General features: G+C 40.8%; 17 protein-coding genes and 1 tRNA gene. 17 read left to right on the forward strand and 1 reads right to left on the reverse strand.

Translation table 11 applies throughout. The features are described from left to right. Window positions 1-47: 47 nt before the first annotated feature. The 5 genes from I6N96_RS17675 to I6N96_RS17695 all read left to right on the forward strand — a co-directional run bounded on the left by I6N96_RS17675 (window position 48) and on the right by I6N96_RS17695 (window position 4,016). Window positions 48-121 (forward strand) — tRNA-Asn (locus tag I6N96_RS17675). 290 nt (window positions 122-411) lie between these two features. Then, entirely contained in the window at window positions 412-1,467 is a 1,056-nt protein-coding gene (locus I6N96_RS17680; protein ID WP_209558903.1) for an LTA glycolipid anchor biosynthesis glycosyltransferase, IagA/BgsA family, read from the forward strand. 15 nt (window positions 1,468-1,482) lie between these two features. Beyond that, window positions 1,483-2,712, forward strand: coding sequence for a glycosyltransferase family 4 protein (locus I6N96_RS17685; protein WP_209558904.1), 1,230 nt, complete (start codon window positions 1,483-1,485; stop codon window positions 2,710-2,712). 2 nt (window positions 2,713-2,714) lie between these two features. After that, a complete protein-coding gene (locus I6N96_RS17690) occupies window positions 2,715-3,659 on the forward strand; it encodes an NAD(P)-dependent oxidoreductase (protein WP_209558905.1) in 945 nt (314 codons plus the stop codon). Between the two features lie 126 nt (window positions 3,660-3,785). Beyond that, window positions 3,786-4,016, forward strand: coding sequence for a YkuJ family protein (locus I6N96_RS17695; RefSeq protein ID WP_086351056.1), 231 nt, complete (start codon window positions 3,786-3,788; stop codon window positions 4,014-4,016). A 145-nt stretch (window positions 4,017-4,161) separates the two neighbouring features. Here the strand turns inward: I6N96_RS17695 and I6N96_RS17700 are convergent, their stop codons facing one another. Further along, window positions 4,162-5,226, reverse strand: a complete 1,065-nt coding sequence (locus I6N96_RS17700; protein WP_209558906.1) for an NAD(P)H-dependent flavin oxidoreductase — start codon at window positions 5,224-5,226, stop codon at window positions 4,162-4,164. A 272-nt stretch (window positions 5,227-5,498) separates the two neighbouring features. Here I6N96_RS17700 and fabT point away from each other — a divergent pair, with 272 nt between their 5' ends. The 12 genes from fabT (at window position 5,499) to I6N96_RS17760 (ending at window position 16,419) form a co-directional block, all read left to right on the forward strand. Then, window positions 5,499-5,939 carry a fatty acid biosynthesis transcriptional regulator FabT gene (fabT, locus tag I6N96_RS17705; protein ID WP_209558998.1) on the forward strand — a complete coding sequence of 147 codons (441 nt, stop codon included), beginning with the start codon at window positions 5,499-5,501 and terminating at the stop codon, window positions 5,937-5,939. Window positions 5,940-5,965: 26 nt separating this feature from the next. Further along, window positions 5,966-6,934 carry a beta-ketoacyl-ACP synthase III gene (locus I6N96_RS17710; protein WP_209558907.1) on the forward strand — a complete coding sequence of 323 codons (969 nt, stop codon included), beginning with the start codon at window positions 5,966-5,968 and terminating at the stop codon, window positions 6,932-6,934. 49 nt (window positions 6,935-6,983) lie between these two features. Beyond that, window positions 6,984-7,211 (forward strand): acyl carrier protein, encoded by a 228-nt coding sequence (locus I6N96_RS17715; protein ID WP_209558908.1) that lies wholly within the window; start codon window positions 6,984-6,986, stop codon window positions 7,209-7,211. Between the two features lie 624 nt (window positions 7,212-7,835). Next, window positions 7,836-8,792 carry an enoyl-[acyl-carrier-protein] reductase FabK gene (fabK, locus tag I6N96_RS17720; RefSeq protein WP_209558909.1) on the forward strand — a complete coding sequence of 319 codons (957 nt, stop codon included), beginning with the start codon at window positions 7,836-7,838 and terminating at the stop codon, window positions 8,790-8,792. 536 nt (window positions 8,793-9,328) lie between these two features. Then, window positions 9,329-10,258, forward strand: coding sequence for an ACP S-malonyltransferase (gene fabD, locus I6N96_RS17725; RefSeq protein WP_209558910.1), 930 nt, complete (start codon window positions 9,329-9,331; stop codon window positions 10,256-10,258). Window positions 10,259-10,260: 2 nt separating this feature from the next. Then, entirely contained in the window at window positions 10,261-10,998 is a 738-nt protein-coding gene (gene fabG / locus I6N96_RS17730) for a 3-oxoacyl-[acyl-carrier-protein] reductase (RefSeq protein ID WP_209558911.1), read from the forward strand. 21 nt (window positions 10,999-11,019) lie between these two features. Further along, the gene (gene fabF, locus I6N96_RS17735; protein WP_209558912.1) at window positions 11,020-12,258 is read left to right on the forward strand and encodes a beta-ketoacyl-ACP synthase II; all 1,239 of its coding nucleotides are present in this window, start codon (window positions 11,020-11,022) and stop codon (window positions 12,256-12,258) included. A 2-nt stretch (window positions 12,259-12,260) separates the two neighbouring features. Further along, window positions 12,261-12,740, forward strand: a complete 480-nt coding sequence (gene accB, locus I6N96_RS17740) for an acetyl-CoA carboxylase biotin carboxyl carrier protein (RefSeq protein WP_209558913.1) — start codon at window positions 12,261-12,263, stop codon at window positions 12,738-12,740. 3 nt (window positions 12,741-12,743) lie between these two features. Next, window positions 12,744-13,163: a 3-hydroxyacyl-ACP dehydratase FabZ gene (gene fabZ, locus I6N96_RS17745; RefSeq protein WP_209558914.1), complete on the forward strand. Its 420-nt coding sequence runs from the start codon at window positions 12,744-12,746 to the stop codon at window positions 13,161-13,163. A gap of 6 nt (window positions 13,164-13,169) precedes the next feature. Continuing rightward, a complete protein-coding gene (locus I6N96_RS17750) occupies window positions 13,170-14,540 on the forward strand; it encodes an acetyl-CoA carboxylase biotin carboxylase subunit (RefSeq protein ID WP_209558915.1) in 1,371 nt (456 codons plus the stop codon). A 227-nt stretch (window positions 14,541-14,767) separates the two neighbouring features. Next, entirely contained in the window at window positions 14,768-15,631 is an 864-nt protein-coding gene (accD, locus tag I6N96_RS17755; RefSeq protein WP_209558916.1) for an acetyl-CoA carboxylase, carboxyltransferase subunit beta, read from the forward strand. Window positions 15,632-15,633: 2 nt separating this feature from the next. Further along, entirely contained in the window at window positions 15,634-16,419 is a 786-nt protein-coding gene (locus I6N96_RS17760; RefSeq protein ID WP_209558999.1) for an acetyl-CoA carboxylase carboxyl transferase subunit alpha, read from the forward strand. Window positions 16,420-16,555: the final 136 nt, after the last annotated feature.

The raw sequence follows: 16,555 nt of genomic DNA on the forward strand, positions 1-16,555 counted from the left end.
TAGTGAAGGGTTTCCCTTTGTGAGAGTAGGACGCCGCCGCGCAAAATTCCGGCATAGCTCAGTTGGTAGTAGCGCATGACTGTTAATCATGATGTCGTAGGTTCGAGTCCTACTGCCGGAGTTTAAGCGAAAACCAATTGGTTTTCGCTTTTTTTGTGTTATTTGTAAGAAGTATGTTAGAATCATGGTAGTGTAAAGTATTTCAGAAATAATTGTTAAAAAAGCAATAAGCTTCTATCTAACAGTTTTGTAATATGAAGGCTTGGATTTTCTTGAAAAACCTTTATCTATCAGGGTTTTATGATTTGTTTTCTAATAGCAGAGTAAATTAGGACTTAAGTTTGAATAAAGTCATTCTGACTTATGATATAATGTTTTTATTGTGATAGCCAGTTTTGGGAGGGAAAGACGTTGAAAATATTGTTATATTTTGAAGGTGAGAAAATATTAGCGAAATCTGGTATAGGTCGAGCGTTGGATCACCAAAAACGTGCACTTTCTAAAGCAGGGATCGAGTATACATTAGATCCGGAATGTACAGATTATGATATTTTACATATCAACACGTATGGAATACATAGTCATGGAATGGTAAGTAAAGCACGGAAATTAGGCAAGAAAGTAATTTATCATGCACATTCTACTGAAGAAGATTTCAGGAATTCATTTATTGGTTCTAATACTATCTCTCCTTTAGTGAAAAAGTATTTGGTTAGTCTTTATAAGAAGGCAGATCATATTATTACGCCAACGCAGTATTCAAAAGAACTGCTTGAAGGGTATGGTATAACCGTACCAATCTCAGCCATCTCAAATGGGATCGATCTAACTCGTTTTGAGCCTTCAGAGAAAAAGGAACAGGCGTTTAGAGAGTACTTTAAGATCAAAGAGAATGAGAAGGTAGTCATCTGTGTAGGGCTCTACTTTGAACGTAAGGGAATCACTGATTTCGTTAAAATTGCAGGAAATTTACCACAGTATCGCTTTATCTGGTTTGGTCATACACCGATGTATTCTATACCAAAGAATATCAGAGATATTGTCAAAGAGGATCATCCTGCAAATGTAGAGTTCCCAGGATATATTAAAGGTGATATTATAGAAGGAGCTTATTCTGGAGCCGATTTGTTTTTTTTCCCTTCTCATGAAGAGACAGAAGGCATTGTCATTTTGGAAGCTCTAGCAAGCCATCAGCAAATTTTAGTCCGAGATATTCCAGTTTATAAAGGCTGGCTTGAAAAGAATGTAAATTGTTATATGGGAAGCTCTCAAGTTGAGTTCGAAGAGTTGATTCAACAGATTCTGAATGATGAGCTGCCGTCAACGAAGAAAGCAGGTTTTTTAACTGCAGAGGAAAAAGACATTGAGCATATTGGTGATGAGTTGAAAGAGATCTATCAAAAAGTGTTGAAAAATGAAAGTAAAAATGAAAATCAATCAGTTATTCATCAAGGCAATGGATTTTAATGGAGGGAAAACACCGTGAAAGTTGGATTTTTCACTGATACTTATTTTCCCCAAATAAGTGGGGTTGCAACATCTATACAGACATTGAAAGAAGAGCTGGAGCATAATGGTCATGAAGTCTATATTTTTACGACAACTGATCCAAATGCCCCAACTTTTGAAGAAGATGTGATTCGAATGCCTAGTGTACCTCTCGTCTCTTTTAAAGAGCGACGAATCGTTGTTCGAGGAATGTGGTATGCTTATTTGATTGCGAAGGAATTGGATTTAGATCTGATCCATACGCATACGGAATTTGGCTCCGGAGTACTGGGGAAAATGGTTGCCAAAAAAATGAAAATACCGGTTATTCACACCTACCACACAATGTATGAAGAGTATCTGCATTACATTGCAAAAGGGAAGGTGCTGCGTCCGGCTCATGTAAAGTATTTTTCGAAGGCGTTCACTAACCACACGACAGGGATTGTCTGTCCAAGTAAAAGAGTGAGCAATAAGCTTCAGGAATACGGAATCAAAACACCCATGCGGGTCATACCGACAGGCATAGATATTGATAAGTTTGACCGCCCTGATATTACTGAAGAGATGGTTCAAGACTTAAGAGCTGATTTGGGATTGACGAGTGATAATTTAACACTGCTTTCCCTTAGTCGAATATCCTATGAAAAGAATATTCAAACGATCCTCAATGGTATGTCGGAAATACTTGAAGAGTTTCCAGAGGCTCGCTTGCTGATTGTAGGAAATGGTCCGTACGCTGAGGATTTGAAGAAACTCGCTGTAGAGTTAGGTATCAGTGATCAGGTTATTTTCACAGGTGAAGTGCCGAATGATGAGGTTGCGATTTATTACAAAGCAGCTGACTATTTTGTTAGTGCATCAACTTCTGAAACACAAGGCTTGACGTATACAGAAGCAATTGCTGCTGGGCTGCCTTGTGTTGTTGAAGGGAATGACTACCTGAACGGCCTGTTGGATCATAAGTCACTTGGGATAACATTTGAAAAAGACGAAGATTTTGCACAAGCGTTTATTGGGTATGTACACGAAAAGAATCCCTGTGATCAGCATATCATCAGCAAGAAGCTCTATGAGATTTCTTCTACCTATTTTGGTGAAAGAATGATTGAGTTCTATAATGACACGTTGATTTACTATCAGGAGCATGCACTTGCTGAAAAAGAGAGCTTAGTCTCTATGGAAAAGATAAAAGTAAAATTTATTTCTTTGAGAAAACAATAAAAATGTTAAAACCTTTGTTTGTAGTTTATACTATAAACAAAGGTTTTTTATTTTTGAGTGAGAGGGATGCAGCTATGAAGAAAATCGGCTTTATTGGAATCGGAGTGATGGGTCACTCTATCGTAGAAAACATGATGAAACATGGACTAAAAGTGAATGTCTACAACCGAACGAAGAGCAAGACAGATGAGCTGGTACGTCAAGGTGCCGCTTGGCAGGATACACCGGAAGCAATTACAGAAGCAAGCGATATTATTTTCACGATGGTGGGCTTTCCACAAGATGTAGAGGCAGTCTATTTTGGCAAACAAGGGATATTTAAGGCAGATATCACTGAGAAGCTTTTAGTTGATTTGACAACGAGCACACCTTCCTTGGCTGTTAGGATTGCTAAGGAGGCAGAGAAACAAGGAGCTTCTGCATTAGATGCACCGGTTTCAGGTGGTGATCTGGGAGCGAAAAACGGCACACTGACGATTATGGTTGGTGGAGATACTGCTGCATATCAGACCGCTGTTCCGGTTTTTGAAACATTCGGGAAGACATTCAATCTTCATGGCACTGCCGGAAAAGGACAACATACGAAAATGGCGAATCAAATCATGATTGCTGGTACAATGACCGGAATGACTGAAATGTTGGTATATGCTGAAAAAGCGGGCTTAGATATGGAGAAGGTTATCGATACACTTGGCGGCGGCAGTGCATCAAACTGGTCGATGAACAACTATGGTCCTAGGATCTTAAAAGCTGACTACTCACCCGGCTTTTTTGTAAAGCATTTTATCAAGGACTTGAGGATTGCTTTGGATGAAGCAAAATCAATGGGGATCGACCTTCCTTCAACGAAACTGGCCGAAGAGCTTTATAGCCGATTAGCAGAAAAAGGGTTTGAAAATGATGGGACACAAGCTCTGATAAAACTTTGGTGGGGAGCCGAAGGATGAGCTGCTAAATTTTTATTAAGGAACAGCAAAAAAGTGAAAAAAATTTGCGAAAAATCATGCAAGACAGGTAATGTTTTGTTACAATGGTACAGGAATGAAACTTAGTTCGCCAAGGGAGGTCAAGTTATGAAGCAATCACAGTTAGTAGCGATCATCAAAAGACTTGAAGCAATGACAGAAGCAAGTGATAATGAAATACAAGTTCGTCGTTTTGAACGTGAAGGCGTTGAGAAATGTCTGGTAAATTATGATAAGACGACTGATACTTTTGAATTGACAGAAGCAGATAGTCAGCAAAGCTATCAATTTGATAATATCGATATTGTAGCAATGGAGATCTATGACTTGATCCAATAATATTGGACCGGGAGTTTACCTTGCTCAGGACTTAAAAGAGGGTGCGCTGGAAGCACCTCATCGAGTACCGTTTATACGATATGAGAGATGCAATCTGGGTTTAGAGTGAAAAAGGCAGCGGGGACATTTGTCCCCGCTGTCTTTTTTAGTTTGCTTGAGTCAATTCTTCGAATATCTTTCGAACGGTTGTTTTCTCTTTGATTCGATAGGCATTTGATCCGGCAAAGACCAAAGCATGGTTAGGCTCTTTCGTCACTGCATTCAGCAATGTTTGTGAAATACAGTAAGGAATTGTTTTACGGTCACAGTGCTTGTAAGATAAACAGTTGCGGCACTTTTCAATAGGAATCGTTTCATGCTTGATTCTTTCTGTGAATTGATTCTTGATTGCGCGCCCCGGCATACCTACTGGACTTTTGATAATACCAATATCGCCTTCTTTTGCGTCAATATAAGACTGTTTGTAGGACTCAGGTGCATCACACTCTTCTGTGACAACAAATCGGGTGGCCATCTGCACACCGGAACAGCCCAAGCTAAGGTAATAATCGATATCAGAACGTGTATAAACCCCACCGGCAAAAATGACCGGTATCGTACGATTGAATTCTTCGCCGAAAGCATTGACGGTTGCAATGATTTCCTTCAATTCATTATCCATATTCTCAATACTTTCATCCATTGAATCTGCTTTGAAGCCCAAATGTCCGCCGGCTTTAGGTCCTTCAACCACGACAAAATCAGCGGTTTTGTTGTAACGTTTTTTCCACAAGCCAAGAAGAACCTTAGCAGCTTTATTAGAAGAAACGATGGGGGCGATTTTTGTTTTACTACCTTCCACCAATTCAGGTAGATTAACAGGAAGCCCAGCTCCACAAATAATCACATCTGCGCCAACTTCTACACAGCGTTTTACATAGCGCTCATATTGAAATGTCGCTGCCATAATATTGAAGCCGACCACACCGCCTTTTGCGATCTCCTTTGCTTTGTCAAATTGCTTTTTTATAGCGTCCATATTTGCTCTTAGTGGAGATTTTTCAAACATTTCTTCCTGGTATCCAATTTGTGCAGTTGAGAGTATGCCGATGCCGCCTTCTCTGGCAACAGCCCCTGCTAGATTTGCCAGACTCACACCGATACCCATTCCCCCTTGTATTACAGGGATTTTTGCAACAAGTTTATCTATCACCAGCGGTTTTAAAGTCATATCTATGCTCCTTGTACTCATGTATTTTAAAAATAAATAGTTTGAATGTCAAACTAAATTTACTATAGACAGTTCTGACTGAATTGTCAAACCTTTTCTTTTTGTTCTAAGCCAATTTAGCAGCATTCATTAGAATAGACCTGTTGATTTCATTGGATTTCTTTAAAGAAAGAAATAAAAAATAAGAAATGACTTGCAATTATTAAATGAATGATATATAGTTTGATTGTCAAATGATTTGATTATCAAAGTAATTACGGATGGTGTACATGATGGAACCAGATTTGGAAACAGTAAACGATTATCTTGTCAGTGTCTTTAATGACATCCTGACAATCGAGGAGTCAGAATTAAAAAAATCAAAATTTAAAGACTTATCAATCACGGAAATGCATACGATTGAAGCTATTGGCATGTACAAGAGAAAGACTTCTTCAGAGGTAGCGAAAGAGCTTGCTATTACTGTTGGTACATTGACTGTGGCAATCAACAACCTTGTAAAGAAGGGATATGTAGAGCGTATTCGAAGTGAGGATGATCGTCGTGTCGTAAAGTTAGGGCTGACCAAAAAAGGAAAGCTGCTTTATCGGGTGCATCAACACTTTCATCGTGAAATGGTCAAAAACATTTTGAACGAGATGGAGCCGGAAGAAGAACGAGCTCTATTGAAAGCATTGAAGAACCTCCATGATTTCTTACAGGAATACAAGTAAAGCTGGAGAAGATGCGGGAGGAACAAATGAATCAATATGGGAAAATAACATGTACCGGTAAGTATATTCCAACAAGGAAGGTAACCAATGATGACCTTAGTCAGTTCATGGATACCTCTGATGAATGGATAAGCAGCAGGACAGGTATTCATTCTCGTCATGTTGTTACAGATGAAAATACATCTGACTTGTGTACAAAAGCTGCTTTGAATCTATTAGAGAAATCAAAGCTGGCTCCTGAGACAATCGATTTTATTATTGTTGCAACGATTACTCCGGATTATCAGATGCCTTCCGTTGCTTGTCAGGTTCAGGCCGGGATCAATGCAGTCAATGCGTTTGCTTTTGATATAAGTGCTGCTTGCTCAGGCTTTGTTTATGCCTTGAGCATCGGAGAAAAAATGATTCGAAGCGGCTATAGTAAAGGAATTATTTTAGGTGGAGAAACATTATCTAAAACCCTTGATTGGAATGACCGAAGTACTGCTGTTTTATTTGGTGATGGGGCTGCCGGCGTAATATTGGAGGCAACGGATACACCGCATGTTTTAGCAGAAAGTCTTCATTCTGATGGAAGTCGGGGTGGATCACTGACTTCAGGCTTTGTATCAAATAACAGTCCTTTTTATGAACAGAAGGATGAAAAAAGCAATTGGTTGGAAATGAATGGTCGGGCAATTTTTGATTTTGCAATGAGTGATGTTGCAAAGGATATTCGGGAAGTACTGGAAGCAAATGATTGCGAAGTAGATTATTTTCTACTACATCAGGCAAATATACGGATGATCGACAAGATGGCGAGAAAGCTGAAATTGCCTAGAGAAAAATTTTTGACCAGTATGGATAAATACGGCAATACTTCAGCAGCCAGCATCCCAATTTTGTTGGATGAGGCAGTTGAAGCGGGGACTTTGACATTAGGAACACAACAAAACGTGATGTTGACAGGGTTTGGTGGTGGCTTGACTTGGGGCACAATGCTCCTGACACTTTAACACCTGTTTGCATATAAATTAAAAAGTAAACTTTTGGAGGAATATACGCATGATATTTGAAAAAATTCAAGGAATTATTGTAGAAGAACTAGGAAAAGAGCCTGAAGAAGTAAAATTAGAAACAAACATCCAAGAAGAATTGGATGCAGATAGCTTGGACTTATTCCAAATCATTAATGAAATTGAAGATGCTTTTGATGTGAAAATCGAATCAGAAGAAGGCATCGTGACTGTTAAAGATTTAGTAACATACGTAGAAAAACAACAAAACAGCTAATATTTATTGGATAAAGTAGAAGGCCGATCAAAAAAGGTTGAGACAGAAGCGTTCAGCTCTGAGAGATAAGAAGGAATAGCCGAAAATTGCTTCACAGATTTTTGAGATATTTCAACTTATTTCCGAAAGAGCTGCTTCTGTAACACCGTTGAAAGAGGTTGAGACAGAAGTGTTCAGCTCTGAGAAATAAGAAGGAATAGCCGAAAATTGCTTTACAGATTTTTGAGATATTTCAACTTATTTCCGAAAGAGCAACTTCTGTAAAACCGTTGAAAGAGGTTGGGACAGGAGTGTTCAGCTTCAAGAAAATAAGGAAGCTATGTTCACCGTGTTCGGTATATGCTCAGGGTCATTTGTAACTATGCAGATGATACTCAACATGTCCGACAGGAGCTCAACTGTCTGGTTTGAAACATGAAAAGGGTTATTTTTCATGTCTCATTAAGGCAGTAGGGGAACAATTGATTCAACAGAGTTGTTGAATCTACCTTATTCTTGAAGCAAACTACTCCTGTCCCGATATTTATTCATGCCTGAAATTGAATCTGCACCACGTATACATACCTATTTTTATTGATTTTCAATAGCAATTATTTTTTAGATGATAAAGGACGTATGAATGATATGCAATCAAAAATTTGTAAGTTATTAAATATAGAATATCCTATCCTCCAAGGAGGAATGGCATGGATCGCAGATGCGGCATTAGCCGGAGCGGTTTCAGAGGCCGGTGGGTTAGGGATCATTGCAGGCGGTAATGCCCCGAAGGAAGTTGTACAGGAAGAAATCAGGAAAATCAAAGAAATGACAGATAAGCCGTTTGCTGTAAATATCATGCTGCTGTCTCCATTTGCAGAAGATATTGTAGACTTGGTTTGCGAAGAAAGCGTCCCGGTCGTTACTACTGGAGCTGGGAATCCGAGTAAGTATATGGAGCGTTTTAAAGCTCATAACATCAAAGTGATTCCAGTTGTTCCATCTGTTGCCTTAGGGACTCGAATGGAGAAAATTGGAGCAGATGCAGTAATTGTAGAAGGAATGGAAGCTGGTGGTCATATTGGTAAATTGACAACAATGAGCTTAGTTCCTCAAATCGTTGATGCCGTTTCTGTCCCGGTAATCGCAGCTGGCGGTATAGGTGACGGCCGGGGAATGGCTGCTGCTCTAATGCTGGGTGCAGAAGGCGTACAAATCGGTACTCGATTCCTTGTGGCTGAAGAGTGTACCGTTCATGAAAACTATAAACAGAAAATTATTAAAGCCAGAGATATTGATACTGTGGTGACTTGCCAGCATTTTGGACATCCAGTACGAGCAATGAAGAATAAATTGACCCGAGAATATGATCAGCTTGAAAAACAAGAGTTGAAAAGCGATACCCCTGATACACAGAAATTTGACGAATTAGGTCATGGTGCACTTCGTAAAGCTGTAGTTGAGGGAGACATGGAGCGTGGATCTGTTATGGCAGGCCAAATAGCGGGAATGATCAAAAAAGAAGAAACTGCAAAAGAAATTATCGAATCATTTATGCAGGAAACAGAAGAAGTCATCCATGCACAAATTGAGCGATTCAGATAAAGAAAAATAGAAATGGTCCTAATGTAAATGAAATCTAAAAGCAGAAGCCATCGGACTATAAATGAATAAATCATATAGTTACCTGACAGGTTTCCACAACAATAAAAAGGAGAGCCAATTCCCTTTTATCAAGAATGCTAGGGAACTGGACATCGGACCACCAAAAAGAGGAAATCAGACAGTTACCTGACAGATTTCCACAATAATAAAAAGGAGAGCCCTTACTCTTGTATAGGAACCTCTAGAAGTAATGGACATCGGACCACCGAAAAGAAGAAATCAGACAGTTACCTGACAGATTTCTACAACAATAAAAAGGAGAGCCAATCCCCTTTTATCAAGAAAGCTAGGGAACTGGACATCGGACCACCGAAAAGAAGAAATCAGGCAGCTACCTGACAGATTTCTACAACAATAAAAAGGAGAGCCAATTCCCTTTTATCAAGAAAGCTAGGGAACTGGACATCGGACGACCGAAAAGAAGAAATCAGCCAGTTACCTGACTGATTTCCACAATAATAAAAAGGAGACTAGCAATGAAAACAGCTTTTGTATTTAGTGGGCAGGGTGCTCAATATATCGGTATGGGAAAAGAGCTTTATGAACAAGAAGCAATCGTCAGAGAGACATTTTCTGAAGCCAGTGAAGTACTTGGATATGATATGGCTGAGCTTTGCTTTACAGAAAACGAACAGCTGGATCAGACGATGTATACACAACCGGCAATCCTGACAGTCAGTACAGCGTTTAATCGACTGCTGAAAGAAAAAGGATTCACACCGGATATCGTAGCTGGTTTGAGTCTCGGGGAATACAGTGCGCTGGTTGCTAGTGAAGCTATTTCTTTTAAGGATGCAGTAGCATTAGTTGCTAAGAGAGGCAAATTCATGACGGAAGCTGCACCAGCAGGTACAGGTAAGATGGTTGCCGTGATGAATGCAGATCGTGAATTAATTGAAGACAGCTGTAAAAAAGCATCATCCTTAGGAATCGTATCACCAGCGAATTACAATACTCCGCAGCAAATTGTTATCGGAGGAGAAGCTGCAGCTGTTGATCAAGCAGTTGCGTTGCTTAAGGAGCAGGGCGTGAAACGTATGATTCCATTAAATGTTAGTGGTCCTTTTCATACAGCATTATTAGAGCCAGCTTCTGAAAAACTGGCACAGGAACTACAACAAATTGATTTCCATGAACCAAAAATTCCAGTTATCAGTAATACAACGGCAGAAATCATGCCGGCAGATGACATCAAGGAACTGTTGACACAACAGGTGATGAAAGCCGTTCGTTTTGCTGACAGCATTGAAAAGATGAAGCAATTAGGTGTAGATAGAATCATTGAAGTGGGACCGGGGAAAACACTGACTGGCTTCATTCGGAAAATTGACAAGGAAATTTCAACAGCACGGGTAGAAGACAGTGCAACACTGGCAGAAGCCCTAACACTTTTAAGCGAGGTATGACAATGGAATTAAAAGGAAAAAACGTATTCGTTACCGGCAGCAGCCGTGGAATCGGTAAAGCTATTGCACAGGTTTTTGCACAGCATGGAGCCAATATCATTTTGAACGGACGGGGCGAGATACCTAAAGAATTGATAGATGAGATAGAGAGCAATGGTGTCACTTGTATTGGGATTTCAGGAGATATCTCTGATTATAAAGCAGCTGGAGAGATGATCGAAAAAGCTGTAGAACAGCTAGGCAGCATTGATATTTTAATCAATAACGCCGGAATCACAAATGATAAGCTGTTACTTAGAATGTCAGGGGAAGATTTCTCGAAATGTATCGATATCAATCTGACAGGAACCTTCAATATGACACAACATGCAGTTAAACGCATGATGAAGCAGAGAAGCGGACGCATCATCAACATGACAAGCGTTGTCGGTTTGATGGGGAATATCGGTCAGGCAAATTATTCAGCGAGTAAGGCTGGTGTTGTCGGATTTACAAAATCAGTAGCCAGAGAAGTTGCAGCTCGAGGAATTACTTGTAATGCAATTGCACCAGGATTTATTGAAACAGAGATGACAGCAGTACTTTCTGACGAGATCAAGAAAAAAATGAACGAACAGATTCCATTGAAAAAATATGGTCAGACAGAAGATGTTGCTAAAGCTGCGGTATTTTTAGCTGAAAGTCCTTATATCACCGGACAGGTGTTGAATATTGACGGCGGCTTGGTTATGCAAGGATAAACCAGTTAGGGGGAAAAACGGATGAACCGAGTAGTGATTACAGGGTATGGTGTAGCATCTCCAATCGGAAATGATGCACAGACCTTTTTAGAAAGCTTAAAAGAAGGAAAAAATGGTATTGGACCAATCACAAAATTTGATGCAAGTGAGACGGGTGTAACGCTTGCCGCTGAAGTCAAAGAGTTTCCTTTCGATAAATATTTTATAAAAAAAGATGGCAAGCGAATGGACTTATTTTCTCTTTACGGCATCTATGCGGCAATGGAAGCAGTAGAGATGAGCGGTATCGATAAGGATACTATTGACGTAGACCGCTTTGGTGTGATGGTCGGTTCCGGGATCGGCGGACTTCAAACAATCCAGGATCAAGTGATCCGCATGCATGATAAAGGACCTCAACGAGTAGGCCCGTTATTCATCCCCATGTCTATTGCGAATATGGCGGCTGGTAATATTGCTTTGCGTGTAGGTGCAAAAGGGATTTGTACGGCAGTAGTAACTGCTTGTGCCAGTGCAACGCACTCGATTGGTGAAGCTTTCCGCAATATCAAGCATGGTTATTCTGATATTATTCTGGCTGGTGGAACAGAAGCATCAATTACTGAAATCGGAATTTCAGGTTTTTCTTCTTTAACGGCATTATCACATGCAACAGATAAAGATAGAGCTTCTATCCCGTTTGACAAAGACCGTAATGGGTTTGTGATGGGGGAAGGTGCCGGTATTTTTGTTCTTGAATCATTGGAACATGCACAAAAACGCGGAGCAGCGATTTTAGGTGAGGTTGTAGGTTATGGAGCGAATTGTGACGCATACCATATGACTTCTCCAACACCGGACGGAAGTGGAGCAGCAAAAGCGATGAAGCTGGCTATGGAAGAAGCAGGAATCACGCCAGAGCAAGTAGGCTATATCAATGCCCACGGTACAAGTACACCCACTAATGACAGCGCAGAATCAAAAGCAATTGAGCGAGCTATGGGAGAAGCAGCAAAAGATATCCGTGTGAGTAGTACGAAGAGTATGACTGGGCATTTGCTGGGCGCAGCCGGAGGTATCGAAGGAATTGCGACATTGAATGCACTGCAGCATCAGTTCATCCCTCCAACTATTGGATTACAGGAACAGGATGAAGAGGTAACTGTGCGTGTTGTGGCAAACAACAGCGAATCTCATACCTTTGATTATGCATTAAGTAATTCGTTAGGATTTGGCGGGCATAATGCCGTTATCTGTCTGAAACGCTGGGAGGATCAGTAACAATGGATATCAATGAAGTAAAAGAACTTTTAACACAATTTGATGGTTCAAGTTTAACTGAGTTTGATTTAAGAGAAGGCTCATTCGAACTTTATATGAATAAAAACAGTGCATCACAGCGTACTGTACAAGCACAGCCGGAAGTAGAAAAGACATCAGGGCAAACTGCATCTGTTGTAGAAGCTGAACCAGTAATTTCTGCCCGACCGGCAGAAGCACCGCGTCAAGCCTCTACTGAAGGAGAAGAAATCACCTCTCCCCTCGTTGGTGTAGTTTATTTACAGCCTGCACCGGATAAGGCTATGTTTAAATCAGTAGGAGACAAGGTCAAAAAAGGCGAGGTCGTTTGTATTGTTGAAGCGATGAAGCTGATGAATGAAATCACTGCTACTGTTGATGGAACGATCACAGAGGTATTGGTTGAAAATGAATCCATTGTGGAATATAATCAACCTCTGTTCCGCGTAGCTAAAGGAGAGTAATAGATGAATATTCAAGAAATTATGGAAATCATTCCGCATCGCTATCCCTTTTTACTTTTAGATAAAGTGGAAGAGATGGTTGCTGGGGAAAAAGTAGTTGCGAAGAAGAACGTAACGATGAACGAGCCGTTCTTTCAGGGACATTTTCCTTCGGAGCCTGTGATGCCGGGTGTATTGATTATCGAAGCCTTAGCACAGGCCGGAGCAGTAGCATTGCTATCGATGCCGGAATTTAAAGGAAAGACTGCCTATTTTGGCGCTATGGATAAGGTTCGTTTTAGACAAAAAGTGGTTCCGGGAGATACACTGACTTTAGAAGTGGAAATTCTGAAGGTAAAATCAGTAGCCGGAACAGGTAAAGGAATTGCAAAAGTAAACGGTAAAAAAGTTGCAGAAGCAGAAATAACTTTTATGATTGGATAGATGAGTATGTTCTCAAAAATTTTAATTGCCAACCGTGGCGAAATTGCCGTACGGATCATTCGAGCTTGCAGAGAGCTAGGGATTCGTACAGTTGCAGTCTATTCCGAAGCAGATCGTGATGCAATGCATGCACAGCTGGCAGATGAAGCAATCTGTATTGGACCGGCGAAAGCCACGGAATCCTACCTGAATGTTCAACGTATTTTAAGTGCTGCGATCGTCACAAATGCAGAAGCGATCCATCCCGGCTTTGGCTTTTTATCAGAAAACAGTCAATTTGCCTCTATGTGTGAAGAATGCAATCTGACATTTATCGGACCTAAATCAGAGACTATCGATGCAATGGGGAATAAAATCAACGCAAGAAAGCTGATGATTGAAGCGAATGTTCCAGTTATTCCAGGGAGCGAGGGTGTTCTTAATACCGTCGAAGAAGCGTTGGCTGTAGCTGAGAAAATAGGCTATCCAGTCATGCTTAAGGCAGCTGCCGGTGGTGGAGGTAAAGGGATTCGTAAGGTAATGAGCAAGGATGAACTTCCTTCTCAGTTTGATTCTGCCCAACAAGAAGCAAAGGCAGCATTTAATAACGGAGACATGTATATAGAGAAAATAATTTATCCTGCACGCCATATTGAAGTGCAGATATTAGGTGACCATTTTGGTCATGTGATTCATCTTGGCGAGCGAGACTGCTCTTTACAGAGAAATAATCAAAAAGTGATGGAGGAATCGCCGTCAGTCGTTATTTCAGATGAGAAGCGTGAACTGCTTGGAGAAACAGCAGTCAGAGCAGCGAAAGCTGTTGGGTATCAAAATGCCGGCACGATTGAATTCTTGATGGATGCTTCTGGAGCATTTTATTTTATGGAAATGAATACCCGTATCCAAGTGGAGCATCCAGTAACTGAGATGGTCACAGGGATCGATTTGGTAAAAGCACAAATCAAGATTGCTGCAGGTGAAGAACTGACAATCAAGCAATCAGATGTAAAATTGTCTGGGCATGCAATCGAATGTCGTATCAATGCGGAGAACCCAGCCTTTAACTTTGCACCGGCACCGGGCACGATTGAAAATCTGCTTCTGCCAAGCGGAGGAATGGGTCTGCGAGTAGATAGTGCTATGTATTCCGGCTATAAAATTCCTCCATACTATGATTCTATGATCGCTAAGGTGATCGTTCATGGAGAAAATCGTTTCGATGCTTTCATGAAAATGCAACGAGCATTAGGCGAGCTTGTCACAGATGGATTGATAACCAATGCTGAGTTTCAGTTGGATTTGATCACCCACGAAAGCGTACTTGCCGGAGATTATGATACTAGCTTTTTACAAGAAACATTCTTACCAGCATGGGAACCGGAATCAGAACAATAAAAAGGAGAACCTCTATTCTTGCATAAACAAGAGCCTAGAAGTAGAGGATATCGGACCTTCAAAATGAAGAAACTGTAAAGTTACCTGAGCAGTTTCATCAGTAATAAAAAGGAGAACCTCTATTCTTGCATAAACAAGAACCTAGAAATAGAGGATATCGGACCTCCAAAATGAAGAAATTGGCCAGTTACTGGCTGATTTCCTCAAAATGATAAAGGAGTTTAGACATGGCTTTATTCAAAAAGAAAAACTACATTCGTATCAACCCGAATCGTGATGCTCATTCTGATAATAAAAAGCCTGCTGTTCCAGATAATATGTGGGCGAAGTGTCCAAGCTGTAAGCAGACCCTTTATACAAAGGATATGGGGCCGGAAAAGACATGCCCTTATTGTGGGTACAGCTTTCGAATCAATGCATGGGAAAGACTGGCATTGACAGTAGACGAGAAAAGCTTTGCTGAATGGGATACAGACATTGTCACTGAAGATCCATTGAACTTTCCCGGATATCCTGAGAAAATTGAAACGATGCAGGATAAAACAGGACTTCACGAAGCAGTACTGACAGGACAAGCAATGATAGGTGGTGTTTCCGTTGCAATTGGTGTAATGGATGCAAACTTTATCATGGGGAGCATGGGAACTGTAGTCGGTGAAAAAATCACGCGGCTCTTTGAGCGTGCGCTCAAAGAAAAGCTGCCTGTTGTTATCTTTACAGCTTCCGGCGGCGCTCGTATGCAGGAAGGAATCATGTCCTTGATGCAGATGGCAAAAATCTCTGCAGCTTTGAAACGTCATAGTAACGCAGGATTGCTCTATATCACTGTCCTGACTGATCCGACAACAGGTGGTGTGACTGCCAGCTTTGCAATGGACGGGGATGTAATTCTAGCTGAGCCGCAGAGCTTGATTGGTTTTGCTGGAAGAAGAGTCATTGAGCAAACGATCAGACAGGAACTGCCGGAGGACTTTCAGAAGGCAGAGTTTTTACTAAGTCATGGCTTTGTGGATAAAATCGTACCTAGAAATCAATTAAAGGATGCTTTAGAAACAATACTTAAGATACATGCGATGGAGGGATGGTCATAGTGATGGAAAAAACAGCAAATGATATTGTCACGCTTGCCAGATCTCAGGATCGTTTCACTTCATTGGAGTATATTGATACTGTTTTTGATGATTTTATTGAGTTTCATGGTGATCGTTATTTTGGAGATGATCTAGCAATTGTCGGCGGGATTGCTACATTGGCCGGTAAGCCTATTACCGTTGTTGGTATTCAAAAAGGGCGAAATCTTCCTGAAAATATCGATCGTAACTTTGGTGCACCTCATCCAGAGGGGTACCGAAAAGCATTACGTCTCATGAAGCAGGCGGAAAAATTCAATCGTCCAGTCATCACATTCATCAATACGGCAGGTGCTTATTGCGGTATTGGTGCTGAGGAACGTGGTGAAGGCGAGGCAATTGCCAGAAACCTGTTGGATATGTCGGATTTGAAGGTTCCAATCATTTCGATCATTATTGGTGAAGGCGGGAGTGGCGGTGCGTTAGCACTGGCTGTAGCAGATGAGGTCTGGATGCTGGAGCATACGATTTATGCAATTTTATCTCCGGAAGGCTTTGCATCGATTTTGTGGAAAGACGGTAGTCGGGCGAAAGAAGCCGCAGAGTTGATGAAGATCACGGCTAAGGAACTGAAGGAATTGACAGTCATTGATCGTATCATACCGGAAGAAGTAAATGGTGAAGTATTAGAACAGCCGAAAATCAATCGCATGATACAAAAAGCATTAGTCGCTAAACTAACTGAGCTGTCGACGTTATCTAAAGACGAATTGGTAGAGAAACGCTACCAACGATTCCGAAAGTTTTGAAGCAGCTGCTCAGCAATTATCTACATATTCTTTATCAGAATTTGTATAGCAAGAGAAATCAAGGTATTGTACCTGGATTTCTCTCTTTTTTTGCATAAAATAAACGATTATACTTATAATTTTAGTTTTTAATGCA

Source organism: Enterococcus larvae, from assembly GCF_017830045.1.
GTDB lineage: Bacteria > Bacillota > Bacilli > Lactobacillales > Enterococcaceae > Enterococcus_L > Enterococcus_L larvae.